We start from the raw sequence: 23,871 nt of genomic DNA on the forward strand, positions 1-23,871 counted from the left end.
TAAAGACCAGGTTCCTTCGTCTGGGTTGTTGTGATCGACGTATGCTCGTCCGACAGGAAATAAATGTTTGAAAAGAGAAAAAGGCACCCAGATCTTAAAATCTGAATGCCTCATAGATCACTTGTATTCTTTATTTTACTTAATCAATCTCACAGATCCATCCTTCCGGAGCCTTAATGGTTCCCATCTGGATACCTGTTAATGTATCATACAGCTTCCTGGTGATCGGTCCCATCTCTGTGCCATAGCAGATCTCCCTGCCATGATCTACGATCTTGCCAACCGGTGAGATAACTGCTGCTGTTCCGCAAAGTCCACACTCAGCGAACTCTCCGATCTCATCAAGATATACCGGTCTCTCCTCTGCTTCCAGTCCAAGGTATTCTTTTGCAACCTGGATCAGTGAACGACGTGTGATAGAAGGCAGGATACTGTCTGACTTGGGAGTTACTACCTTGCCATCCTTTGTAATGAACAGAAGATTTGCCCCACCTGTCTCCTCGATCCTGGTTCTGGTAGCTGCATCCAGATATACGTTCTCATCATAGCCCTGCTTATGAGCATCTACGATCGCATGAAGGCTCATTGCATAGTTCAGACCAGCCTTGATATGGCCTGTTCCGTGCGGTGCTGCCCTGTCGAAATCACTGACACGGATGGTGATCGGCTTAGCGCCGCCCTTGAAATAAGGACCAACCGGTGTGGTCAGGATCCTGAACTGGTATTCATCAGCAGGCTTTACACCGATAACAGGGTTGCTGCCAAACATATAGGGACGGATATATAAGGTAGCACCACTTCCATAAGGAGGCACGAAGGCTTCATTCGCCTTAACAGTCTTCTTAACTGCTTCAACGAACTTGTCCTTAGGATAAATGGGCATCTCAAGACGAGCTGCACTCTGCTCCAGTCTCTCACCGTTTAAGTCGGGACGGAAAGTTACGATCTTACCATCCTTAGTAGTATATGCCTTCAGACCTTCAAATACAGTCTGTGCATACTGCAGAACACCTGCACATTCATTAAGGACTATATTAGCATCGGTTGTGAGGGTTCCCTCATCCCATGCACCATTCTTATAGTTGGAAACGAATCTGTAATCTGTCTGTAGATAACCAAAGCCAAGATTGGCCCAATCAATATTTTTCTTTTCCATACTGTTACGCTCCTCTCCTGTGTAGAACCATATTGAATTTTTTTTATTATTATCCTTTTCCTAAAAAAAGTCAATAGTTCTTTGGTTTTCCCTATTTTCTGCGTTCATACTTCTGAAAATGATAGGTGATATCGAAATACACCTGCTCATCACTCTCACCAGTCAGCTCCCACTCCGGATCCTCCTCCAGATTTGGGAAAAAGGCATCTGCCTCATAGGCACGGTCTATCTTTGTAATATGTGCGGTATCACAGTAAGGCAGAAGCTGTCTGTAAACACTCTCCCCGCCGATCACATATACATCCTCTGTGTCGTAGTCCTTCAGTCTTTCGAGAAGCTCTTCGATACTGTTGAACACCTCTGCATCCTTCACCTTGAAATTCTCATTTCCGGACAGAATCAGATTCTCCCTGTTCTTAAGCGGCAGTCCCCCCGGAAATGTCTGCAGTGTCTTCCGCCCAAGGATCACGACCTTTCCTGTCGTTTCTTCCCGGAAAAATTTATGATCTGCCGGAATCCTCACAAGAAGCTCATTCCGGTTTCCAATGGCCCAGTTTTCATCTACCGCTGCAATTACATTCATGTATTTATCCTCATTTTCTTTCTGTTTTTAAATAGCGATCGGTATATTTATGATCTGCTCTCCCGTCACATAATTTTCCACGCTGACATCATTTCTCGTAAATTTATAGAAATCCCTGATCTCCGGATTCAGATGAAAGGTGGGCGCCGGGTACTGTTCTCTTGCTATCAGCTCCTTTATGACCGGAATATGTCTGTCATAAATATGGGCATCTGCGATCACATGCACAAGCTCCCCTGCATTCATATCACATACCTGTGCCAGCATATGGACAAGCACTGCGTACTGGACTACATTCCAGTTATTGGCCGCCAGCACATCCTGGGATCTCTGGTTCAGGATCGCATTCAGTGTCAGCTTATCCTCTCCCTTCTTCTGGGTCACATTGAAGGTCATGCTGTATGCACAGGGATACAGGTTCATCTCATGCAGATCCTCATGCACATAAATATTGGTCAGGATCCGGCGGCTGAACGGATTGTTCTTCAGATCATAGATCACCCTGTCCACCTGATCCATCATGCCTTCCTTATATTGATGCTTCACACCAAGCTGATAGCCATAGGCCTTACCGATGGAACCGTTCTCATCGGCCCATTCATCCCAGACGTGGCTGTGAAGATCGTGGATATTGTTGGATTTCTGCTGCCAGATCCAGAGCATCTCATCCGTTGCACTTTTCAGCGCGGTCCTCCTTAATGTGATCAGGGGAAATTCCTTTGAAAGGTCATACCTGTTTACCACCCCGAATTTCTTGATGGTATAGGCCGGTGTCCCATCTTCCCAGTGAGGTCTTACCTTTTCCCCCTCTGTGCTGGTGCCATTCTCCAGAATATCCCTGCACATATCCACAAATATCTTATCTGCCATACTCATAATACACGATTTTCCTTTCAGTTCTCCCATTTATCACAAAGGGAATTGATCTGGTCCGCAAACTTGCCAAGCTCTTTATTCGGCCTTCCCTCACACTTCTGGATGACAGAAAGAAGTCTCTGGCCTGCTGCCACAAGTCTTGCAAACACATCGGATACCGCCTTTGCTTTTTTCTTCAGTGCCACCGGCTCTGCCTCATAGACAAATTCGCCGGTCAGCAGATCAAATTCCGTTCCGCTGTAAGGAGCATAGGCCTGATAGCCGTACTCCTTTTTCAGACATTCCGTAAAGGACATACATACGCTGTCCTCACCATGAACCACAAATACACGCTCCGGCTTCTCCGTAAAGCCCTGCAGCCAGTCGATCAGTCCGTTTTTATCTGCGTGTCCGGACAATCCCGTAAGGGATCGGATACCTGCCCGTACCGCAATAGGTTCCCCAAACAGCTTTACTTCATCAATGCCCTCCACAAGACTTCTGCCAAGCGTACCCACTGCCTGATAGCCGACAAACAGGATCGTACTGTCCTCTCTCCACAGATTATGCTTCAGATGATGACGGATACGGCCTGCATCGCACATACCGGAAGCTGAGATGATAACCTTTGGTGTACTGTCAAAGTTGATAGCCTTGGACTCCTCACTGGTAATGGAAAGCCGGAGGCCTGAAAAAGAAATAGGATTGATCCCTTTCTTTACCAGCTCCATGGCCTCCTCATCAAAGCAGTCTACTTCATTCTGATGAAAAATACCGGTAGCCTCTACCGCCAGAGGACTGTCCACATAAACCGGGAAGTCCTCATGCCCTTCCACCAGTCTGTTTTCTTTTATTTTTCTGATAAAGTACAGCATCTCCTGGGTTCTTCCGACAGCAAAGGAAGGAATCACCACATTACCGCCTTTATCAAAGGTTTCCTTCAGTATCCCGGTCAGTTCCCTTATATAATCAGGACGTTCTCCCGGATGCAGTCTGTCACCATAGGTGGATTCCATGACAACATAATCTGCTTCCTGCGTCTTCTGCGGATCCTTGATCAATGGCTGGTTTTTATTTCCGATATCCCCGGAAAAGACGATCTTTTTCGTGACCCCCTCTTCAGTGATCCATACCTCGATACTGGCTGAACCAAGAAGGTGTCCCACATCCGTAAACCGTATCTCGATCCCATCGCAGAGAGGCATCTTCTTTCCATAGGGACAAGGCACAAGCCTGTTGATCGCATTCTGGGCATCCTCCATTGTATATGGCGGTTCATAGGGCTCCTGCCTGGCATTCCTCTTTGCCTTACGGTTCTTCCAGTCCGCCTCCTGCATCTGGATATGCGCACTGTCGCGCAGCATGATGCTGCAAAGATCCGCAGTTGCCTCTGTTGTCAGGATCTGTCCGTGAAATCCTCTCGCTGAAAGCTGTGGCAGCATACCGGAATGGTCAATATGTGCATGGGTCAGAAGTACATAATCTATCATGGACTCTGACACGGGAAGCGGTACATTTTCAAACACATTAACGCCCTGCTCCATACCGTAATCCACCAAGATATGCTTCCCACATGCATTCAGATAATGACAGCTCCCTGTAACCTCATGATCTGCCCCAATAAACATCAGCCTCATGCCATTTCCTCCAATCTGTTCCTAAGCTACAAATTCCTTCACAATATAACAAAGTATACCATATCTGAATATAATATAGCAAACCTTATAAGGACACTTCCAATGCTTTCGTCTTTTCTGACCTTTCTTCTTTTCTGCATTGCGCTTTCTGCAGACACCTTTACCGCAGGGCTATCCTATGGCAGCTCCGGTGTCAGGATCCCTGCTCCCTCAAAGCTTATTCTGGCCCTCGTTTCCGGTCTCATGTTTACCCTTTCTGTTTTTTTCTCCGTTTTTCTCTCAGTGCATTTTCCGGAAAAAGCAGTCCTTCTTCTTTCCTTTCTGATCTTTTTCTGTCTTTCTCTTTATAAGGGCTATGATGCCCTGTCCTTCAGGAGCCACGGCAGATGCGGACAGAAAAAAGCACTGGCCGGAGCTCTTACCACCGATTCCCTTTCCCGCAGGATTAACTATGCTAAGCCCTCTGTCCTTTCTGTGAAGGAAGCCTTCCTGCTCTCCCTTGTCCTGTCTCTTGACAGTCTTACCGCAGGCGCCGGTTATCAGCTTAATCTTCCTCCGCTCCCTGTCATACTGCTGCTTTCCTCCGCGATCCACCTTTTGTCCCTGATCCTCGGACTCTCCTTAAGCAGACGGCTTCTCAGGAAGCATTCATGCATACTCTCTCTTCTCCCGGCCCTGTTCTTTCTCTTTCTTGCCCTGTCCAGGCTTTTGAAATTCCTGTACTCCTGACAGCCTTGCAGAAAGCACCAGCAGTTCATGCACCACAAGCGGCATGGATGACAGCAGAAGCAGAAGCCCCCATTCCTCCAGGGTAAGACGGCTTGTGCCAAACAGCTCCACAAAGTACGGAATTTCCGTCACCAGCACCTGCAAAAGGATGCCAACCACAAAGGATACCAACATATAGGGATTGTTCCGGTGATTCATCCTAAACAGAGATTTATTCACGTCCCTCATACCGATGGCATGCATCAGCTGACTCATGCCAAGAACTGTAAATGCATGAGTCTGTGCTTTATTCAGCACACTGGTTACCATAAGCATCTTTCTTATATTATCAATGCTCACCGGCAGTCCCCTTACAAGAAGCTCCCGGTATGGCACCGTCAGAAATGCCAGCAGGCTGATACTTCCAATCACAACCCCATAGCAGAGCATACAGGAAAGTCCTCCCTGTGCAAACAGGCTTTCCCTGCTTTTCCTTGGCGGCTGTCCCATCAGCTCTTCTGTATCATTTTCATCTGCTCCAAGGGCAAGCGCCGGCAGCGAATCCGTGATCAGATTGACCCAGAGAATATGGCTTGCCTTTAAAGGCGGCAGAAATCCCGCAAGGACTGCTGCCAGCATAGTCATGATCTCCCCGAAATTGGAGGATAAAAGGAACAGGATCGTTTTCCTGATATTTTCATAGATTCCACGTCCCTCCCGCATGGCCTTCTCTATGGTTGTGAAATTGTCATCCGTCAGCACCATGTCTGCTGCATTTCTGGCAACATCCGTTCCTTCCTTTCCCATGGCGATCCCCACATCCGCCGCTTTCAGGGATGGTGCATCATTAATGCCATCTCCTGTCATGGCCACGATCCTGCCCTTTTTCCGCAGGGCTTCCACGATCCTTACCTTATGCTCCGGTGATACCCGTGCAAACACGCGGATCTCTTCCACCCTGTCCTCCCATTCTCCTTCAGAAAGAGCTGCGATCTCATCCCCCGTCATGCACTGGCTCCTTACATCTGCAATCGACAGCTCCCTTGCAATGGCAAGTGCGGTATCCACATGATCCCCTGTGATCATCACAGTATTAACACCAGCCCGCCGGAAGCTCTGAACTGCCTCCCTGACACCTTCTCTTGGTGGATCGATCATACCGGTAAGTCCAAGAAATGTGAGGTTCTCCTCAGAGAGCAGCTCCTCCTGTGAGCCGGTTTTCCCCTCTGTCTTCATGGCAAAGGCCAGCACCCGCAGCGCCTCACCCGCCATTTTCTCCGCAGCCTTCATGACCTCCTTCTTCTCCCGTTCAGAAAAGGGAAGTTCCCTTCCATTGCGGTACTGCCTGCTGCACCGCAGGAGGATCCCATCTGCTGCCCCCTTGCAGTATGCCACAAGGCTCCCTTCCCGCTCCTGTACTGTGGTCATGCGCTTTCTCTCAGAGTCAAAGGCTCTCTCCGCCACTCTTCTGTACTTCTGCCCATAAGCTTTTCTGTCGTATCCATACCCATCTGCATAGGCAAGAAGAGAAATCTCTGTAGGATCTCCGATCCGCTCTTCAAGGTCAGCATCATTGCACAGAACACAGCTTTCCAGGAAATATTCATGTCCCTTTCCGGTAATATCACCTGCATCCACGATCCTGCCATCCAGATAGCACTTCTTTACCGTCATCCGGTTCTGCGTCAGTGTTCCTGTCTTGTCCGAGCAGACCACGTTCACCGCCCCCAGTGTTTCCACTGAAGGAAGCTTCCTGATAATGGTTCCTGCCTTTACCATCCTGGAAACGCTGAGTGCCATCACGATCGTCACGATCGCAGGCAGTCCCTCCGGCACTGCTGCTACTGCCAGTGAGATCGCAGTCAGGAGCATTTCCCCGATATTCCGCTTCTGTACAACCGCCACCAGAAACAAAAGAAGACAGAGCATCACCGCCCCGATACTGAGTATCTTTCCAAGATCGGAAAGCCGTTTCTGCAAGGGTGTCAGCTCTGCCCCCTTCTCCTCAATAAGGCCTGCGATCCTGCCGATCTCTGTATCCATACCGGTAGCAGTCACCACTCCCCTGCCCCTCCCGCAGGTTACCATAGTGGTCATATAAGCCATATTCTTCCGGTCTCCCGGATTTTTCACCTTTTCTGTCAGAGCCGTGTCATTTTTTTCTGAAGGAAGGGATTCTCCCGTCAGTGCCGCTTCTTCTATCCTCAGATTTACCGTCTCTGTCAGCCGGATATCTGCCGGCACCTGTCTTCCACTGTCAAGCAGGACAATATCCCCCGGCACCAGAAATGCACTGTCGATCTCCTGCTCCCTGCCGTCCCGGACAACAATCGCTTTTGGGCTTGTCAGCTTTTTCAGCGCTTCAATAGCCCTCCTGGCTTTTCCCTCCTGGATCACACCCATACACGCATTCAAAAGGATCACTGCCCCAATGATACAGGCATCTCCCGCTTCCTTCAGAAACAGCGACACCACAATAGCCGCCATCAGGATATAGATCAGAGGATCGCACAGCTGCTCAAAAAAGAGCTGCAGAACCGGTTTCCTTTTTCCTTCTAAAATCCTGTTTTCTCCATTTTCAAGAAGACGTACCTTTGCCACATCCTCTTTAAGTCCATCCTGCAGACTGGTCGTAAACAGCTTTTCCAGTTCCCTGACGCTTTTTTCTGTATACATAACAAATCCCTCCTGTACCCCTATTTATATGCGGGATACGGAGGGATTAGACTACCTATTGACCAGTAGGCTGTGTGTAATCATCCATATAAGTGTCATTGCATCTGGTACAGCGGTACAGCGTATAACCGGCGCTTGTGGCTGTAGGCGGGATCACAATGGATCTGTAATTGTGTTTATTCGGATCAACCGGGATCTGTTCTGCATAGGTACTGCCGCAGCTGCATACATATGACCGGATCCCCGGCTGTGTACAGTTGGCCTCCTGTAATACATAGGAGGTGTAATTATGCACATGTGGTGTGGCGCTTGGTGATGCTGTTGCACTCGGTGATGCCGTTGCACTCGGTGATGCCGTTGCCGCAGCTGTAGCCGAAGGGGATGCGCTTGTCCCGGCTGAAGCACCTGCCGTTGCGGCAGCTGTTGCCGAAGGCGATGCACTTGGTGTTACCGGCGGGATAGACCTGGTGTCCAGTACCACACCACAGACAGTACAGGTTCTCTGCTCAGTTCCCGACTGCTTCTCTGTTGCTGCTTCTGCCACTTTCCAGTCTGTTGCAATATGTCCCATAGCCGGGATCGGCTCGGTATAAAAGCTGCCGCAGCTGCAGGTATATTTCCTGAGGCCTGCCAGCACACAGGTAGGCTCTCTTTCTACAGAAGCAATATAGTCATGCACATGGGATGCGGCCGATGCGGAGCCTCCTTTATAAGGTACAACCTCCTGTGCTACCACCTCATCACAATAAATACATTTCTTAACTCTTAATCCTTCCTTATCTGCAGTGGCCTTTCTCACAGTTTCCCAGCTGTCCTCTGCCACATGACCAGTAGAGGGACTATCCACGTAATAAACATCCCCGCAGATATCACAGGTATATTTCAGCCTGCCTGACTGATAACAGGTAGCCTTCTTCTCCACGCTCTCTTTATAATCATGTACATGATCTGCTGCGGCAGAAGGGCTGTGCTTCTCTGTATCGCCGGAAAGATCTGACGGTGTCTGATCCGTACTGCCTGTCTGATCCGGCAGGATCGTCGGAACTGGTGCAAGGGAAGGCGCATCCGCAATATCCGCCTCCTGCGTACTGTCCGGCTTCACGTTGTCTGCCATCTTCTGGCTCCCACTGCCACCGATCACTGTATAACCGATAATTCCTATTGTTGCAAGGCAGGCGATCACTGCTAATACCCCCAGGATCCCTGTCAGCACCTTCATCACACTTCCCATAGCTGTTTCCTCTTATGACCTTCTTCTTATATGAAGATATTTTATCATACTTTATCTTATTGTTCTATCTGAAATTATCCCTATTTCTTCCCTGCTTTTTCCCTGTTCTTCGGCACTTTTCCCTGTAGCATAATCGATAATGATGCCGGGCTGTATATTATAAAGAAAAACATGATAACAGATCGCTTTCCCATGATCCTCCACAGAATATGCTTCCATTTCCACACCTCTTGCCACCAGCTCACTTCCTTTAAAATAAGGAGTCACCCGGTAAAGCACATGTCCCTCAGTACGATCCAGATAGCGCATGACCCTTTCCTCCCAGGGCAGCATAGTCGTGGCATTCAGGTACCTGGTTCCGGTGATCAGATTCTTTTCATTGGCCTCCTGCCCGGTCAGGGCATAGGCGATCAGGTGGCTTCTATTATATAAATAGGGCGGACTTTCATCGATCAGACCTTCGTATTTCTTCTGTTTCCATCCGGAAGGGCGTATTTCTCCGATATCCCCTCTTTTTTCTGTCGGCATCATGTCCCTGGACAGCATGGCGACTGCTGTGCCACACCTTGAAAGTCCATCCAGCTCACTGTAATGCTCTCCGGTAATATGGCTCATCTCCCATTCCGTAAAATTGGGTCTTCCACCATTCAGAACGATATAGTCTTCTCCTGAATAGTCCGGAATACTGTCCGGATCTGCAATACAGGTACTCTCTGAGCCTCCCTCATCTGGCAGATAGGCTTCGCTTTCATAAGCTGCTGGCTGCTCTTCTTCGTTTTCCAGTATTCCCGGCACGGTAAAGCTTAACAGACAGAGTATCAATATTCCCATCAGGGTACGCATATCACAACACCATGCATGCTTTCTTTTCTTACTTCTTTTCATCAGAATATCTTTCCTGTCAACCAAAAACATACTATAATGATCCCTGTACAAACTACAGCTTACTTAAGGATAACACTTTTATGAACTATTACATGGCTCCCATGGAGGGACTTACCACCTACATTTTCCGCAATGCCTTTCATCAGTACTATGGCGGTATTGACAAATACTTCACACCCTTTCTCTGTAACCGTCATATGAGCAGCAGAGAAAAGAACGATATTCTGCCGGAGCATAACAGAGGGATGTGTACTATTCCCCAGATCCTGACAAACAAAGCAGAAGATTTTCTTTCCCTGTGCCAGGACCTTTCTTCTTACGGCTATGACACTGTCAATCTGAACCTCGGCTGCCCTTCCGGAACCGTTGTTGCCAAGGGGCGGGGTGCCGGCTTCCTTTCCTGTCCTGATGAGCTTGATGCCTTCCTTGACGAAATCTTCAGCAGATGTCCTCTGTCTATTTCCATCAAGACCAGGATCGGCATGGAACAGGAGTCTGAATGGGAAACACTTTTGTCCCTTTATCAGAAATACCCCATTGCAGAACTGATCATCCATCCAAGACTTCAGAAGGAGGGCTATGGCGGCACGCCTCACCTCAGTGCATACAAAAGAGCAGAAGAAATGCTTTCCTGCCCTCTTTGCTATAATGGTGATATTATTTCTCCTGCCACACAGGAAAAGACTCTTAAGACACTTCCCGGCATAAAAACGATCATGCTCGGACGTGGTCTTCTGAAAAATCCGCTTCTTCCTGCACTTCTCCGTCAGGAAAATACGGATCCCTCCACGCTGAAAAGCTTCCACGATACCATTCTGGACGGATATCTTTCCATCATGTCTGGTGACATGAATACATTATACAAAATGAAAGATCTTTGGACATTCTTCGGTCAGAGCTTCGATGGTGCTGAAAAGTACCTGAAGGCTATCCGCAAGGCCAGAACTGTCACTGATTACCGGCTCGCTGTCAATGCCATATTCCGCACCTGCAGAGTCATCCTTCCAGCTCCTTCTGATCCCTGGTAATGTTTTTCATCCATTTGAATTTAAAATAATGAGCAAATACCACCGGCATCTTTTCAAACTCATCCAGCGTCATCACAAAGTAAACCCATACCGGCGGCAGCTTCAGCACATACGCAGCGATCGCCATCAGTGGTACTGATACTCCCCACATAAACACCGTATCCACTACCATGCCGAACTTCGCATCACCACCGCCACGAAAGCACCCGCAGATCAGACAGGTATTAATACCTTCCCCTACCAGTCTCCAGGTGGTCATGATCATAATGATCCCCAGATAATATATCGCTGTCTCTGTCAGCTTATCACGATAAAACTGTACCATAAACGGACGGATCGCCAGGATCACGCAGCAGCCCAGAAGACTTACGATCACAGTAAGCCACAGTATTCTTTTCGCATATACCTTCGTATCCTCCATCCTGTTTTCACCAAGCGTCTGACTGACGATGATCGTTGTGGCATTAGAAAAGCCACGGCAGACAATGGCACCCATATTGACCACCATGACAGCTACTGCATTGGCCGCTACCATATCATCTCCGATATGTCCAAGGATCGCCGTACAGGTCGTGGCTGCCATTCCCCACATCAGATCATTCACCACAGACGGTGCACTTATCTTCAAAAAATCTTTAAAAAGAACGCCTGACCGCCTGAACAGATTCTTCAGCCGGAATTTAATATCCTTACCTGCTGCAGAATACACAAAACACAGGATCACTTCCACTGCTCTTGCCGATACCGTGCCAAGCGCTACTCCTACAACACCCAGTCTTGGCAGTCCAAACAGCCCGAAAATAAAGGCTGCATTCATCAGCACATTGACTAACAGGGAAACCACATACAGCGCAGAAGGAAAAACGATCTTCCCTACACTGCGCAGGGCACTCACAAAAACCTGTGAGAATCCCATGAACACAAAGGAAAAGGAGAGCACCTTCAGATAAGCTGCTCCTTCCTTTATGGTCTGTGGACTGTCAGTAAATATCTTCATGATCGCTTCCGGTGCAAAAAAAGAAAACACAAAAAACAGAAGTGAGATCAGGATCGCCACTCTGGCTGCCAGTCCAATGATCCTTTCAACTGTCTGCTTGTCTCCTTTTCCAAAGTATTGGGCGCAGAGCACGCTTGTCCCTATCCCAAGTCCATAATAAAAGCAGAACAGCACAAAGGTATACTGATTTGCCAGAGACGAGGCCGCCATGGCTGTCTGGCTCACATAACCAAGCATGATCGTATCCGCTGAATTCACCAGCGTACTGATCAGGTTCTGTATCATGATCGGAAATGCCAGCTTCAGGGCATATAATAAAAACTGTTTTCTGTCCAACCGCTCTTTCATCTTTTATCACCATTAAAATCTCGTTCCACATTTGGGACAATATTCAAAATCCTCTGCCGTCTCAAAGCCACAGCACTGACAATGTTTATACGCACCATAAAAGCTGCCATAGCCTCCCCTGTTTACTCTGGTCAGATGTTCCTGCCGTATTTCCACAGGCTCCCCGTGGAAAATTGCTTTTCCAATCTCCGGATCCAGTTCATACAGGGCATGGCAGCAGCTTGTCTGCACGTAATAATGCTTATTCCATTTCAGGCAGGGGATCAAAAACAGGGAAAGCACCGTATAGGTCATAAAAACCTGATATCTCCCATATTTTCCACACAGATTACAGATAATCGTCTGTGTAAAATCAAAATCCTTCCTGCCATCCGTAATACCCATCATAAAAAACATGGCACTTCTCCCTATCTTACCATTTTATAAAATTTTGTCCATCATTTTCTTGTGATATAGTAATCACAGTATTCAGCCCCCTCAGCAACCGATTTTTCCCTGTGATAGCATACTCCCCGGATCCCTGTGGTGTAAATCTTGTCAATGGCACACATGACCGGTGCTTCTCATGATCGCTTCCCGGTTCCGCCATATGATCCTTGGCAGTCCAGGGATCCCGGTAAGGGCTGCCAGCTTTGCTTTCACTGCTTCCCCGGCAGAGGGCGCATAGTCCATCATAAGCTTTAAGGCCTCTTCTTTCGAAACCTTCTCCTGCAGTGCCAGATAAATGCCGGCCATGGGATATGCTACATTTCTGGCATCCTTCACAGCTCCTTTATTCTCTCTGATCAGCTTCATGCTGTAGTTTCCCGCTTTTTTCCACAGTGCAGCTCCGTCCTGTTCACCGAATTTTGCAAGAATAACTGCTTTCAATCCGGCAAAGAACATATTTTTGTCCAGGATATTTTTCATAGGTATTTTATTTCTTTCCCTTATATCTATCTTGTAACGCCTCTCTGATAATCATTCTATCATATATCAGACGCATAAAAAAGAGGCCTGTAACCCAAGTGAATCACATTCCTCTTTCCGTAAATCCATAGTTATATTATATTTCAAGTGATAGTATTACTGCTTTCCGCTCCACATCCCGTACATTTGCCTTCTGAAAATTTATGGGGTTCTGTTTCCTCATGCCCACAACGCTTACAGACACACTTATGTTTTTCTGAATCGACCGGCTGCAAATCACTATATTCTGGATGACTGCATGTCATTTTACAATTTTCACACGTTCCCGTTTCCACATTCCATTCATGCTTACATTGCCTTTCGCAGGACTTACATACCCCATTGTTAAACATACATTTTTCCTCTGCAGGATAATCGCAGTTATTACACATTTTCAAATGCATATCAGTTTTATCAGTCAATATCTTATATGTAAATCCACCATCATGCTTACATGTTTTCTCAGGTTTCGGTGCCGGATCTGACGGTTCTGGTGCTGGTGGTACTTCCGTTGGTGCTGGTGTTTCTGAAGGCTTCGGTGCTTCTGAAGGTGCCGCTGTTGCTTCCGGCTTACTCTCTGTCTTAGGACTCTCTGGCACACTGGCCGGAACAGAAATCGTTTCTTCTGCTGGATCTGCCAGTACGGATTCCGGCACTGCGGGCTTTGCAATCACCTGTCCGTTCATTCCACTCACCGTAATTCCTGCCTTTGTTACAGCATCGATCGTTGTTAGTTTTCTGTTCTCATTGATACCATAATTGGCGTAATGCACATAATATGCCACCAGATCATCCCCGAACGCATTCTGAAGATCCGGATAAGCAGAAATATAGGCGAACACATTAAATGCCGGATTTATCTGTGTTCTTCCTTCCTTTAATCCATGGGTAATATAATGATTCCAAAGAGCCTCCCTGTCATTTCCATATGCCTTGGCAACATCAGGATAAGCCTTGGCATATATATTTACATCAAAAATCTTTTTCAGAGCTTCCAGATCTTCTGCTGAATAGTTGATCTTGTATCCCGCAGCAATTTTCTGCAGTGAATCTTTAGGTATTTCTGTCTTGTTTTTATCCAGTATATTAGAAGTATACAATGCCCCCATATTATTCTTGACTATCATTGCAGCATCTGCTGTCATTACCGGGCAAAGACTCACGGTCAGCGCCAGTACCAGTGCTAAAATTCTCTTTCTCATACTGTATTCTCCTTTTACATTTTATAACTGAATTCCCTGTGAGAATATTTTAGCACGTGGAAAACCTGTGTGCAATTACTTTGCAGGCCTCATGTTGTTCTTTCTAAGTCCAATTTTCACTTTTTCTAATTGTTTTTTCAGTTCTTGAAAGTGGCCGTCCCCAAAAGACTTATCTAAAAAATATTGTATAACAAAATTAAAAGTTGGGTAAAATATATCGAATAAAATTTGAGGACAGAATAACCTCATAGCATTGAATTAGTATACTATGCAACACGCAAATAAAAAAGTCCAGTAACTACTGGACTTTCAGACTGTAGACAAAGCTCCTTCCTGTGAGGGAGCTTTGTCTACAGTCTGTTTATTTATCGTTATCTTCTCTTTTCCGAATCATGCCTCTTACTTTTTATAGTACCATCTTCCTGTATAGGGTGCAAGTCGTCACTGATGGTTCGTATAAATAATTTTACGCGTTTTTGCTGTATTTTTAAAGGTGCAAGATTTGTATAATTCCGATAATTGTAGTATACTGTAGGAAAAGAATTTTCGTAACACATCAGTTCACCATGTATTACAGAAAAGAGGTTATATTTCAAATGAAAAAGCAAAGCAAAGTAACCAGTCAGTCTGCCATGCTGCAGCAAAACACAAGATCAACCTATCGGATACTGATCATCAGCATCGTTATGCTGATCCTGTTCATCGGATCCAACATGTATCTGAGCCGGATCAATTCCCAGCAGCTGGAAGCTACCATGTATCTGAACCAGTATCGTCTGGGTTCCAAGACGCTGACCGCTGCCGTACAGTCTTACGCAGTCACCGGAGACCAGACCTACTATGACAATTATATGAAGGAATTAAACGAGGACAAAAATCGTGACATTGCCTGGGAAGGTCTTCAGAAAGACGGTCTGACCGACAATGAATGGGCACTGTTAAACCATATTGCTGAAATGTCCAACGGTCTGGTTCCTCAGGAAGAAGAAGCCATGGATAAGGCCGGTTCCGGAGATACACAAGCAGCTATTTCTTATGTATTTGGTGAGGAATATGAATCTACCGTACAGGAGATCACTGCAACCACAGATAATTGTATCAATGATATCCAGGCACGTATGGCTCAGAAGCAAAATACTCTGAATCTGATAATGATCACTACCATGGTGATTTTCATTCTCTGCTTCCTGACCATTGCCCGCAAGATTGTCACCACACTGACCTTTGCAAAACAGGAACTGCTGATTCCCATTGTAAAAGTATCCGAGCAGATGAAAGTACTTGCGCAGGGACATTTTGACAGCCGTCTGGATCTGCCGGAGGATGACAGTGAAGTCGGCATCATGGTGCAGGCCGTTCATTTCATGAACGACAACTTTACCAAGATGATCACCGAGATTTCTGAGATCTTAGGTCAGATGGGTCAGGGCAATTACCGTGTAGAGCCTACGGAAGAATATGTCGGTGACTTTGTACAGATCAAGGATTCCATGGTGAAGATCATTGCCGATATGAAGAAGGCACTGTCCACCATTCAGGTCAGCGCACAGGAGATCGATGGTGGTTCCGAGCAGCTGGCACAGGCAGCTACCGATCTGGCAGAAGGTTGTACCGCACAGGCCTCCAAGATTTCCGAAGCATCCCAGATGATCGACGCTATGGCAAAGAGTATTGAAGAAAAAGCCAGAGTTGCACAGGAGACCGCAGATATCTCCAAGCAGTCCGCACAGACGGTTGCTGATGGCAATGCCAAGATGCAGGAACTGAAAGTCGCAATCGGTGAGATCAGTAAATGTTCCGAGGAGATTCGTTCTATCATTCAGGTCATTGAGGATATCGCTTCCCAGACCAACCTCCTGTCACTGAATGCCTCCATCGAGGCTGCCCGTGCCGGAGAAGCAGGCCGCGGATTTGCTGTCGTAGCCGAGCAGGTCAAGAATCTAGCGGAACAGTCCACCGAGGCTGCCGGAGAGACCACAAAGCTGATCGAGAACACCATCGATGCTGTCAACAAGGGAATCGCCATTGCAGAAGAAACCGAAGCCAGCATGGATCAGGTAATGGAAGAAGCCGAGGCTTCTACCAAGCGTATGGTTGATATGGCACAGGCCCTTCAGGCTGAAGTGTCCAGCGTCCAGCAGATCGATGAAAACATCGCTCATGTGGCCGGAATCGTGGACAACAACTCCGCATCTTCTCAGGAGACCGCCGCTGTCAGCGAAAAACAGTCCGCGCAGGTACATACTATGTTACAGCTGATGCATCAGTTCCAGATCTAGTTTTCAGAATGATAAAGCCTGAGTGCTTCTAAAGAAGCCTCAGGCTCAGACTGTAGACAAAGCTCCTTCCTGTGAGGGAGCTTTTCTTGTGTCATGACTGCAAAAATTATGTACTTACAAGCATATAAGAAGTAGTGAAAATGCCGTATTTACGGGACTTTTCACTACTTTTTTGGTATAATGAAAGTATCAAAATAAAGGCGGTGTTTCCTATGATGACACAGAATGCAGATAAGAAAAGAGAACAGATTCAGACGTTCTGCATGGATGACCTTGTTCCGCAGGATCATCTGCTGCGCCTGATTGACTAGGCAATCGACTGGAGTTTTATCTATGACCTTGTGATCGATAAATACAGTGCAGACAATGGCCGCCCCAGCATGGATCCGGTCATGCTCATTAAAATTCCATTCATCCAGTATCTGTACGGCATCCGAAGTATGCGCCAGACAGTAAAAGAAATCGAAGTCAATGTCGCATACCGATGGTTCCTCGGTCTGGAAATGATGGACAAGGTTCCTCATTTCTCTACGTTTGGAAAGAATTATACCAGACGCTTTAAGGATACTGATCTTTTTGAACAGATCTTTTCCCGTATCCTGCAGGAATGCTATAAATACAGACTGATCGATCCTTCCGAGGTCTTCGTGGATGCCACTCATGTAAAAGCACGGGCAAACAGCAAAAAGATGCGGAAACGGATTGCAGATGAGGAAGCACTGTTCTTCGAAGAGCAGTTAAAGAAGGAAATCAACGAAGACCGGGAAGCGCATGGGAAAAAGCCTCTGAAAGAAAAGAAGGAAGATCCCAAAGATCCCCTCCTGTGGTGGCAGCTCTGATGGAAAAGAAGAAAAAACGGTCAAGGAAAGTACAACGGATCCGGAAAGCGGATGGTTCCGAAAGGGTGAGCATAAAAATGTTTTTGCGTATTCCGTGCAGACAGCCTGTGACAAAAACGGATGGATTCTGGGTTATAGTGTAAATCCCGGCAATCAGCATGACAGCCGGACATTTAAATCCCTGTATGATAAGATAAAAGACATTGGCATTCAGACACTGGTAGCCGATGCAGGATACAAAACACCAGCGATAGCAAAGTTACTTCTGGATGATGGTATCACACCGCTTCTACCGTATAAACGCCCCATGGCCAAAGATGGTTTTTTCAAAAAGCCGAGTATGTGTATGATGAATATTTTGACTGCTATGTATGCCCGAATGATCAGGTGCTGGCTTATCATACGACGAACCGTTCCGGATACCGGGAATACAAGAGCTGCGGAATCGTCTGTGAAGGATGTCCATATCTGAAGCAGTGCACAGAAAGCAGGGATCATGTGAAGGTAGTGACCCGGCATATCTGGGAGCCGTACATGGAAAAGTGTGAGGATATCCGGCATACGATTGGGATGAAGGAAGTGTATGCGCAACGGAAAGAGACCGTAGAGCGCCTCTTCGGAACAGCAAAAGAAAACCACGGATTCCACTATACACAGATGATAGGAAAAGACCGGATGGAAATGAAAGTCGGGCTTACGTTTGCCTGCATGAATCTGAAAAAACTGGCAAAGATGATAGCCAAGAAGGGAAAAGGGGAGCCCAAAAGTGTTTATTATTGATCAAGTACACACTTTTTGAACCTAAAACAAGAAAAACGCTTCTGGAGTGCTGACCAAAAGCGTTTTGCCTACAGTCTGAAAGTCCAGTAACTACTGGACTTTTCAAGAGCACGAGACGGGACTCGAACCCGCGGCCCCGACCTTGGCAAGGTCGTGCTCCACCAACTGAGCCACTCGTGCGTTTTCAATTTCGAACCGCTGTATCCAACGGACAAGTATTAATATACATGATACTATTCTTTTTGTCAACAGCAAATTTGAAACTTTTTTAAATTTTTTAATTATTTGAAATCTTTATACATTACATGCACTGAAAACCCGGCTTCTCCTCAGGGATTTTCCCTGAACCCGGAATCCGGGTTTTCTTACGAAGCTCTGTCTTTCAGCTTCACACGGTAGATCCTGACAAGAGATTCATTGATCCTGTCTTCAGTAAGGGTTCCATTATTTACTGCATCCAGCACTCCCTGATAGGCTGTCTCGAAATCTTCAGGCATAAGGATCATATCTGCCCCGGCCTGCAGCGCCTTTACGGCTGCCTCATCTGCTGTATAATAATCTGTAATGGCACTCATTGCCATAGAATCGGTAATAACAACTCCGTCAAAGCCCATCTGGCCACGAAGAACCTCCGTGATCATCTTTTCAGAAAGCGTACAGGGGGTATTGTCTCCTGTAATACCAGGTACAGACAGATGTCCGACCATGACAAAATCTGCTCCGGCATCAATTCCTGCCTGGAAAGAAAGGAAATCTGTTGTTTCAAAATCCTCCAGTGTTTTTTCAGAAACGACCATTCCTTCATGAGAATCTTCGTCTACACTGCCAAGTCCGGGGAAGTGCTTCAGGCAGGCACTGACACCGCCCTCCTGCAGACCTTCCACGCTCTTTGCCACATAAGTAGCCACATCACCGGCATTTGTTCCAAAGGATCTGTCTCCAATAGAAGTATTTCCTTCTGTCACTACATCAGCAACCGGTGCAAAATCAAGATTAAAGCCATACTCTGTCAGATAGGAGGCAATACTGCTTCCTGCAGTCTTCGCATTGTCCGGGTTTCCGGATGCTCCGATCTCCTTCATGGTTCCCACATTTTCAGCAAGACCTGCTGCTGCAAGACGGCTCACAGATCCGCCCTCTTCATCTGCAGCAATAAATAATGGGTATTTACTGTAACTGTCTGTATTGCTGATCATTTCCTTCAGCTGATCCCCCGAAGAAATATTCTGCTTAAAATAAACCAGTCCTCCTACTGCATACTGTGTCAGCTTTTCCTTCGTAGTATCGCCCGCCTTGGTCACCTGATCTGTTCCTGTCAGTGCTTCCGGAGTGATGACAAAGAGTCCGGCTACCTTATCTTCGATCGGCATCGTTTCAATCTGTGCATTTACGATCTCATCCAGGGGGCTTAGCTGCTCCTGTGTCTCTTCTTCCGGGCTTGCCGCCGGAGCTTCCACTACCACCGGCTCTTCCTGCTGTGCACTCATCTCTTCAAGCTGTGCTTGCAGCTCTCTGGCATTTTTCTTATCCTGATAGGAGGTAATTCCCTTATGGATTCCAATCCCGGCTCCGGCGATTACCACTGCCATGATAACTGTCGCACTGACATAGGCAATGATCTGATTTTTCATCCGTCGTTTTCTCCGGTATTCTCTTCTGTCTATTTCATCAAATTCTTCATCTCTGTCGGTATCTGCCATTTTCATCCTCATTCCTGTACTGCATATGTTTCTTCTATTAAAAGCAACTGCCGTTTCAAAAGTCAGCATCTGTAAACCATGATACCCTATTTACCACCGAAATACCACAGGAAATTTCTTTCTTCGCTTCTTTTCTCTGGTTTGATCCCAAAAAGCCCGTCCAAAATTTTTGCAAAGTAATTTCCTATACGGCGAAGCGGGCATCAATCCTTTCGATCAACACCCGCTTCTAAACTATACTCTCCAATGGTCTCTACCTCTTTTCGTAGTATCGTTTCCTTATTCAGTTTTCTTTTCTCTTTCGTACTTCTCCACTTTTTCTTTTGTACCAGGTACTGTAACGGTTCATCAATCTGTTTCTCTTATGTTCTTCGTTACTTTTTCTTTTGTGCATCCATACGATTGAGTGCTTCTTAAGTACTTGTCCTTTGTACTTTTTTCTTTTTCTTCTGTGTTTTTGTAACTTTAGTATAATCGAACGGTCTTTATTTGTCAACACATTTTTTCATTTTTCTTCTATTTTTTTATTCACTTTCCAGTTTGTGGATTTATTTCAGTTTTATTGTCATATTTTGTCGATTATTCTGTCATTTTATTTTGCATGCTTCAATCCAGAATGTCAGGAACAACCTGATTTCCTGTAAATAAAAAAGAATCCTGCTTGCAGGATTCTCCGCCTGCGGCGGGTCGCTCCATGCGACATCTACCCTTCCGCCGCAGTGCGATCCTGCCCGGAGGGTTTTTTATGTCATTGGAACATTACGAAGTAATTTCCTATGACATAAAAACGGGCTTTCTTCCTGCCCTGTATGGCATTCAGAAAGCCCTGTCCTTTTCAGTTCAATATTCTGTTACATCCCATCCGCTTAAATTATTAAATTAACGGATACTTATCTGTCAGCTTCTGTACGATAGCTCTTGCTTCGGGGATCTTCTCCTCGCCGCCCTTGATGATCAGAGCAATTGCTTCAGCGATCTGATCCATATCATCTTCCTTCATACCTCTAGAAGTAACAGCAGGTGTACCAAGGCGTACGCCGCTTGTTACGAAAGGAGACTTGGGATCATTTGGGATCGTATTCTTGTTAGCTGTGATATGTGCCTCGTCCAGCATCTTCTCTACAGCCTTGCCTGTCAGATCATAAGTGGTCAGATCCACCAGCATCAGATGGTTATCCGTGCCACCGGATACAATCCTGATATCCCTGCTCTGCAGTCCTTTGCAGAGTGCCTGTGCATTTTTAATGATCTGCTTCTGATATTCTTTGAAATCGTCTGTCAGTGCCTCCTTGAAGCAGACAGCCTTGGCTGCGATCACATGCATCAGCGGACCACCCTGGGTTCCCGGGAATACTGCCTTGTTAAAATTGTACTTCTCTGCTGCTTCCTTATTGCAGAGGATAAGACCGCCTCTCGGTCCACGCAGAGTCTTATGGGTCGTTGTGGTAACGACATCTGCATAAGGGATCGGGCTTGGATGAAGTCCTGCTGCCACAAGACCTGCGATATGCGCCATATCTACCATCAGCACTGCACCAACCTCATCTGCAACCTCTCTGAACTTCTTGAAATCAATGGTTCTTGCATAGGCGGATGCACCTGCAATGATCATTTTGGGCTTGCATTCCAGAGCGATCTCCCTTAATTTATCATAATCGATGAAACCATCTTCATTGACTCCGTAAGGAACAATATGGAAATACTTACCGGATACATTGACCGGGCTTCCATGAGTCAGATGTCCGCCATGATCCAGGTTCATTCCCATGATTGTATCACCGGGATTACAGATGGCAAACTGTACTGCAAAGTTCGCCTGGGCACCTGAATGGGGCTGTACATTGGCATATTCACAGCCAAAAAGCTCTTTTGCTCTTTCAATCGCAAGATTTTCCACAACATCTACGCACTGGCATCCGCCATAATAGCGCTTTCCCGGATATCCTTCTGCATATTTATTCGTCAGCGGACTTCCCATAGCAGCCATAACCGCCTTGCTCACCCAGTTTTCAGAAGCGATCAGCTCAATATGACTATTCTGTCTTTCCTGCTCATCCACGATCGCCTGTGCGATTTCGGGATCTTCTTTCCTTACTTCATCAAGTGAATACATGTTTCTTCCTCCTCACTAATTTCAATATTTTATGTAGTATAACACGAACCTACCGGAAAAGGGAACAGTTTCCTAAAGCCTTTCTTAAAAAAATCTAAATATCTTCCGAAATGCTTTACTATAGGAAATAATGCTGTTAAAATAGGGAAAGATTTTACGAGGGTGGATATTTATGTACTATATTATCGTCAATCCGGCTTCCAAATCCGGGCGTGGAGCCAAGATCTACGCCAGAATTGAACCGGTTTTAAAAGAGAAAGCCGTGTCCTATGAAGTGTTTTTTTCAGAAAGAGCCGGCCATGTAATCACAATTACCAAAGAACTGTGCAGCAGGGTGCCCTGTTCACCGGAGGATCCGCTGAAGCTTATCGTTCTTGGTGGTGACGGAACACTGAATGAAACACTGCAGGGCATTTCTGATTTTTCCTGTGTTGCCATTGGTTATATCCCAACAGGATCCAGTAATGACATGGCACGTGATCTTCACCTGCCAAAAGACCCGGTGGAAATTCTTATGAATATTCTTTCCTGTAAGAAACCACAGTGTCTGGACATGGGACAGGTAGTTTATGAAAATACTACTTCACAGTTATCAAGACATCACAGCAGTGAGCTTCTGACTGTGCGCTATTTTGCAGTAAGCTGTGGTATAGGATTTGATGCTGCTGTCTGTGAAGAAGCATTAGCTTCCCGTTTTAAGAATATATTAAATAAGATAGGACTCGGCAAGCTGACCTATCTCACTATTGCCTTAAAGCAGCTTATCGCAGCCAGGAAAGTCTCCTGTGACATGTATCTGGATGATTCTGACACCCCCATCCGCTTAAACCGTTTTCTGTTTGTTGCAGGAATGGTACATCAGTATGAGGGCGGCGGTTTTAAATTCTGTCCAGGTGCCAATTATCACGACGGAGTTCTTGATATCTGTGTGGCTGGTGATATTCCAAAGCCAAAGATCCTGATCGTACTGCCTACTGCTTTTCAAGGAAAGCACTACCGCTTCCATGGTGTTGATAAGTATACGGCAAGGAAACTGCGCCTTGTCACTTCTGCACCGCTATGGGTACATACAGACGGAGAGGTTTCCATGAAATCTTCTTCCATTACCCTGACCTGCGGGCAGAATAAGCTGCAGATGCTTTTATAGCTTCAATCGTTTTTAAGGAGAGATGATTATGAAAAAGTTTTATGACCGGTATAAGCATGCCATACCCCTTATTATCTATGGCATCATTTACCTGACCTGGTTCACTTATCTGGAAAAACATGTGACAAGACCTGCAAATCTGATCCACATGAGTCTTGATGACGTGATCCCATTCTGCGAATTTTTCGTGGTTCCTTATTTTTTGTGGTTCTTTTATGTCAGTGCAGTTGTAGTTTATTTTTTCTTTAAAGATAAACAGGATTATTTCAGAAGCTGTGTATTTTTATTCACAGGTATGACCATTTTCCTGATCATATCCACACTTTGGCCAAATGGCCACCATCTGCGCCCTGCCGTAATGCCGAGGGACAATATTTTTACCCGGCTGGTTGCGTTCCTGTATCATACCGATACACCAACCAATCTGTGGCCAAGTATCCACGTATATAATTCACTTGGAACCCATTTTGCAGTAATCCGTAATGAAAAGCTGCGCAAAAATCCGGCAGTCCATACGGCATCCCTTATACTATGTGTTTCCATTATCCTGTCCACCATGTTCATCAAACAGCATTCTGTGTTTGATGTGCTGACTGCTTTCATCATGGCAGCGGTCATGTATATTGTAGTATATGGCATAGATATTGTAACAATCTGGCAGAATCACCGCTATGAAGTAAGAGCCCGCAAACAGATCAGACAGGTATAGATCATTGAGCCGCAAAAGCTGTGTAAATGCTTCCCACTCCGGGATCTGCA

18 protein-coding genes, 1 tRNA gene and 1 pseudogene are annotated in these 23,871 nt (G+C 46.2%); 5 read left to right on the plus strand and 15 right to left on the minus strand.

All coding sequences use genetic code 11. The features are described 5' to 3' along the window. Positions 1–139 precede the first annotated feature (139 nt). The 8 genes from OCV77_RS10780 to OCV77_RS10815 form a co-directional block, all read right to left on the minus strand. Entirely contained in the window at positions 140–1,189 is a 1,050-nt protein-coding gene (locus tag OCV77_RS10780) for a branched-chain amino acid aminotransferase (protein WP_262575197.1), read from the minus strand. A 58-nt stretch (positions 1,190–1,247) separates the two neighbouring features. Next, the gene (locus tag OCV77_RS10785) at positions 1,248–1,739 is read right to left on the minus strand and encodes a dihydrofolate reductase (protein ID WP_262575089.1); all 492 of its coding nucleotides are present in this window, start codon (positions 1,737–1,739) and stop codon (positions 1,248–1,250) included. 27 nt (positions 1,740–1,766) lie between these two features. After that, the gene (thyA, locus tag OCV77_RS10790) at positions 1,767–2,615 is read right to left on the minus strand and encodes a thymidylate synthase (protein ID WP_262575090.1); all 849 of its coding nucleotides are present in this window, start codon (positions 2,613–2,615) and stop codon (positions 1,767–1,769) included. A 17-nt stretch (positions 2,616–2,632) separates the two neighbouring features. Continuing rightward, the gene (locus OCV77_RS10795) at positions 2,633–4,231 is read right to left on the minus strand and encodes an MBL fold metallo-hydrolase RNA specificity domain-containing protein (protein WP_262575092.1); all 1,599 of its coding nucleotides are present in this window, start codon (positions 4,229–4,231) and stop codon (positions 2,633–2,635) included. Between the two features lie 279 nt (positions 4,232–4,510). Then, the gene (locus OCV77_RS10800; RefSeq protein WP_262575093.1) at positions 4,511–4,825 is read right to left on the minus strand and encodes a hypothetical protein; all 315 of its coding nucleotides are present in this window, start codon (positions 4,823–4,825) and stop codon (positions 4,511–4,513) included. A gap of 54 nt (positions 4,826–4,879) precedes the next feature. Then, positions 4,880–7,615 carry a cation-translocating P-type ATPase gene (locus OCV77_RS10805; RefSeq protein ID WP_262575095.1) on the minus strand — a complete coding sequence of 912 codons (2,736 nt, stop codon included), beginning with the start codon at positions 7,613–7,615 and terminating at the stop codon, positions 4,880–4,882. Positions 7,616–7,670: 55 nt separating this feature from the next. Further along, positions 7,671–8,846 carry a hypothetical protein gene (locus OCV77_RS10810; RefSeq protein WP_262575096.1) on the minus strand — a complete coding sequence of 392 codons (1,176 nt, stop codon included), beginning with the start codon at positions 8,844–8,846 and terminating at the stop codon, positions 7,671–7,673. 51 nt (positions 8,847–8,897) lie between these two features. After that, positions 8,898–9,731 carry a DNA/RNA non-specific endonuclease gene (locus OCV77_RS10815; protein ID WP_262575097.1) on the minus strand — a complete coding sequence of 278 codons (834 nt, stop codon included), beginning with the start codon at positions 9,729–9,731 and terminating at the stop codon, positions 8,898–8,900. Positions 9,732–9,811: 80 nt separating this feature from the next. On the opposite strand from OCV77_RS10815, the gene OCV77_RS10820 reads away from it, so the two are divergent. Next, positions 9,812–10,759, plus strand: coding sequence for a tRNA dihydrouridine synthase (locus OCV77_RS10820; RefSeq protein ID WP_262575099.1), 948 nt, complete (start codon positions 9,812–9,814; stop codon positions 10,757–10,759). Here OCV77_RS10820 and OCV77_RS10825 read toward each other — a convergent pair. The 4 genes from OCV77_RS10825 to OCV77_RS10840 all read right to left on the minus strand — a co-directional run bounded on the left by OCV77_RS10825 (position 10,728) and on the right by OCV77_RS10840 (position 14,254). Then, a complete protein-coding gene (locus tag OCV77_RS10825) occupies positions 10,728–12,104 on the minus strand; it encodes an MATE family efflux transporter (RefSeq protein ID WP_262575100.1) in 1,377 nt (458 codons plus the stop codon). The genes OCV77_RS10820 and OCV77_RS10825 overlap by 32 nt on opposite strands. A 12-nt stretch (positions 12,105–12,116) precedes the next feature. Then, positions 12,117–12,500: a zinc ribbon domain-containing protein gene (locus OCV77_RS10830; RefSeq protein WP_262575101.1), complete on the minus strand. Its 384-nt coding sequence runs from the start codon at positions 12,498–12,500 to the stop codon at positions 12,117–12,119. Positions 12,501–12,641: 141 nt separating this feature from the next. Further along, positions 12,642–13,013: a hypothetical protein gene (locus tag OCV77_RS10835; protein ID WP_262575102.1), complete on the minus strand. Its 372-nt coding sequence runs from the start codon at positions 13,011–13,013 to the stop codon at positions 12,642–12,644. Between the two features lie 143 nt (positions 13,014–13,156). Next, positions 13,157–14,254, minus strand: coding sequence for a hypothetical protein (locus tag OCV77_RS10840; protein WP_262575103.1), 1,098 nt, complete (start codon positions 14,252–14,254; stop codon positions 13,157–13,159). Between the two features lie 596 nt (positions 14,255–14,850). On the opposite strand from OCV77_RS10840, the gene OCV77_RS10845 reads away from it, so the two are divergent. Together OCV77_RS10845 and OCV77_RS10850 are read left to right on the plus strand one after the other, a co-directional pair. Next, entirely contained in the window at positions 14,851–16,533 is a 1,683-nt protein-coding gene (locus OCV77_RS10845; protein WP_262575104.1) for a methyl-accepting chemotaxis protein, read from the plus strand. A gap of 212 nt (positions 16,534–16,745) precedes the next feature. Then, positions 16,746–18,122, plus strand: a pseudogene (locus tag OCV77_RS10850) (IS1182 family transposase); the annotation flags it as partial. A 137-nt stretch (positions 18,123–18,259) separates the two neighbouring features. Here the strand turns inward: OCV77_RS10850 and OCV77_RS10855 are convergent. From OCV77_RS10855 to glyA, 3 genes are all read right to left on the minus strand, one after another. Beyond that, positions 18,260–18,332 (minus strand) — tRNA-Gly (locus OCV77_RS10855). A gap of 185 nt (positions 18,333–18,517) precedes the next feature. Beyond that, the gene (locus OCV77_RS10860) at positions 18,518–19,852 is read right to left on the minus strand and encodes a glycoside hydrolase family 3 N-terminal domain-containing protein (protein ID WP_262575105.1); all 1,335 of its coding nucleotides are present in this window, start codon (positions 19,850–19,852) and stop codon (positions 18,518–18,520) included. 874 nt (positions 19,853–20,726) lie between these two features. Next, positions 20,727–21,965, minus strand: a complete 1,239-nt coding sequence (glyA, locus tag OCV77_RS10865; RefSeq protein WP_262575106.1) for a serine hydroxymethyltransferase — start codon at positions 21,963–21,965, stop codon at positions 20,727–20,729. Between the two features lie 172 nt (positions 21,966–22,137). On the opposite strand from glyA, the gene OCV77_RS10870 reads away from it, so the two are divergent. Together OCV77_RS10870 and OCV77_RS10875 are read left to right on the plus strand one after the other, a co-directional pair. Then, on the plus strand, positions 22,138–23,112 hold the full coding sequence (locus OCV77_RS10870) for a diacylglycerol/lipid kinase family protein (protein WP_262575107.1): 975 nt from the start codon (positions 22,138–22,140) through the stop codon (positions 23,110–23,112). 28 nt (positions 23,113–23,140) lie between these two features. Then, positions 23,141–23,821 carry a phosphatase PAP2 family protein gene (locus OCV77_RS10875; RefSeq protein WP_262575108.1) on the plus strand — a complete coding sequence of 227 codons (681 nt, stop codon included), beginning with the start codon at positions 23,141–23,143 and terminating at the stop codon, positions 23,819–23,821. The last annotated feature ends 50 nt before the right edge of the window (positions 23,822–23,871 follow it).

This window comes from Suilimivivens aceti (assembly GCF_025567405.1).
GTDB classification, from domain to species: Bacteria; Bacillota; Clostridia; order Lachnospirales; family Lachnospiraceae; genus Suilimivivens; species Suilimivivens aceti.

Excerpts from the sequence above, each read along its gene's own strand:
- OCV77_RS10820 (WP_262575099.1), top strand. The coding sequence starts at position 9,812 with ATGAACTATTACATGGCTCCCATGGAGGGACTTACCACCTACATTTTC.
- OCV77_RS10785 (WP_262575089.1), bottom strand. The coding sequence starts at position 1,739 with ATGAATGTAATTGCAGCGGTAGATGAAAACTGGGCCATTGGAAACCGG.
- OCV77_RS10810 (WP_262575096.1), bottom strand. The coding sequence starts at position 8,846 with ATGGGAAGTGTGATGAAGGTGCTGACAGGGATCCTGGGGGTATTAGCA.
- glyA (WP_262575106.1), bottom strand. The coding sequence starts at position 21,965 with ATGTATTCACTTGATGAAGTAAGGAAAGAAGATCCCGAAATCGCACAG.
- OCV77_RS10860 (WP_262575105.1), bottom strand. The coding sequence starts at position 19,852 with ATGGCAGATACCGACAGAGATGAAGAATTTGATGAAATAGACAGAAGA.
- OCV77_RS10825 (WP_262575100.1), bottom strand. The coding sequence starts at position 12,104 with ATGAAAGAGCGGTTGGACAGAAAACAGTTTTTATTATATGCCCTGAAG.
- OCV77_RS10875 (WP_262575108.1), top strand. The coding sequence starts at position 23,141 with ATGAAAAAGTTTTATGACCGGTATAAGCATGCCATACCCCTTATTATC.
- OCV77_RS10830 (WP_262575101.1), bottom strand. The coding sequence starts at position 12,500 with ATGTTTTTTATGATGGGTATTACGGATGGCAGGAAGGATTTTGATTTT.
- OCV77_RS10845 (WP_262575104.1), top strand. The coding sequence starts at position 14,851 with ATGAAAAAGCAAAGCAAAGTAACCAGTCAGTCTGCCATGCTGCAGCAA.
- OCV77_RS10840 (WP_262575103.1), bottom strand. The coding sequence starts at position 14,254 with ATGAGAAAGAGAATTTTAGCACTGGTACTGGCGCTGACCGTGAGTCTT.
- OCV77_RS10835 (WP_262575102.1), bottom strand. The coding sequence starts at position 13,013 with ATGAAAAATATCCTGGACAAAAATATGTTCTTTGCCGGATTGAAAGCA.
- OCV77_RS10805 (WP_262575095.1), bottom strand. The coding sequence starts at position 7,615 with ATGTATACAGAAAAAAGCGTCAGGGAACTGGAAAAGCTGTTTACGACC.
- OCV77_RS10795 (WP_262575092.1), bottom strand. The coding sequence starts at position 4,231 with ATGAGGCTGATGTTTATTGGGGCAGATCATGAGGTTACAGGGAGCTGT.
- OCV77_RS10870 (WP_262575107.1), top strand. The coding sequence starts at position 22,138 with ATGTACTATATTATCGTCAATCCGGCTTCCAAATCCGGGCGTGGAGCC.
- thyA (WP_262575090.1), bottom strand. The coding sequence starts at position 2,615 with ATGAGTATGGCAGATAAGATATTTGTGGATATGTGCAGGGATATTCTG.
- OCV77_RS10815 (WP_262575097.1), bottom strand. The coding sequence starts at position 9,731 with ATGAAAAGAAGTAAGAAAAGAAAGCATGCATGGTGTTGTGATATGCGT.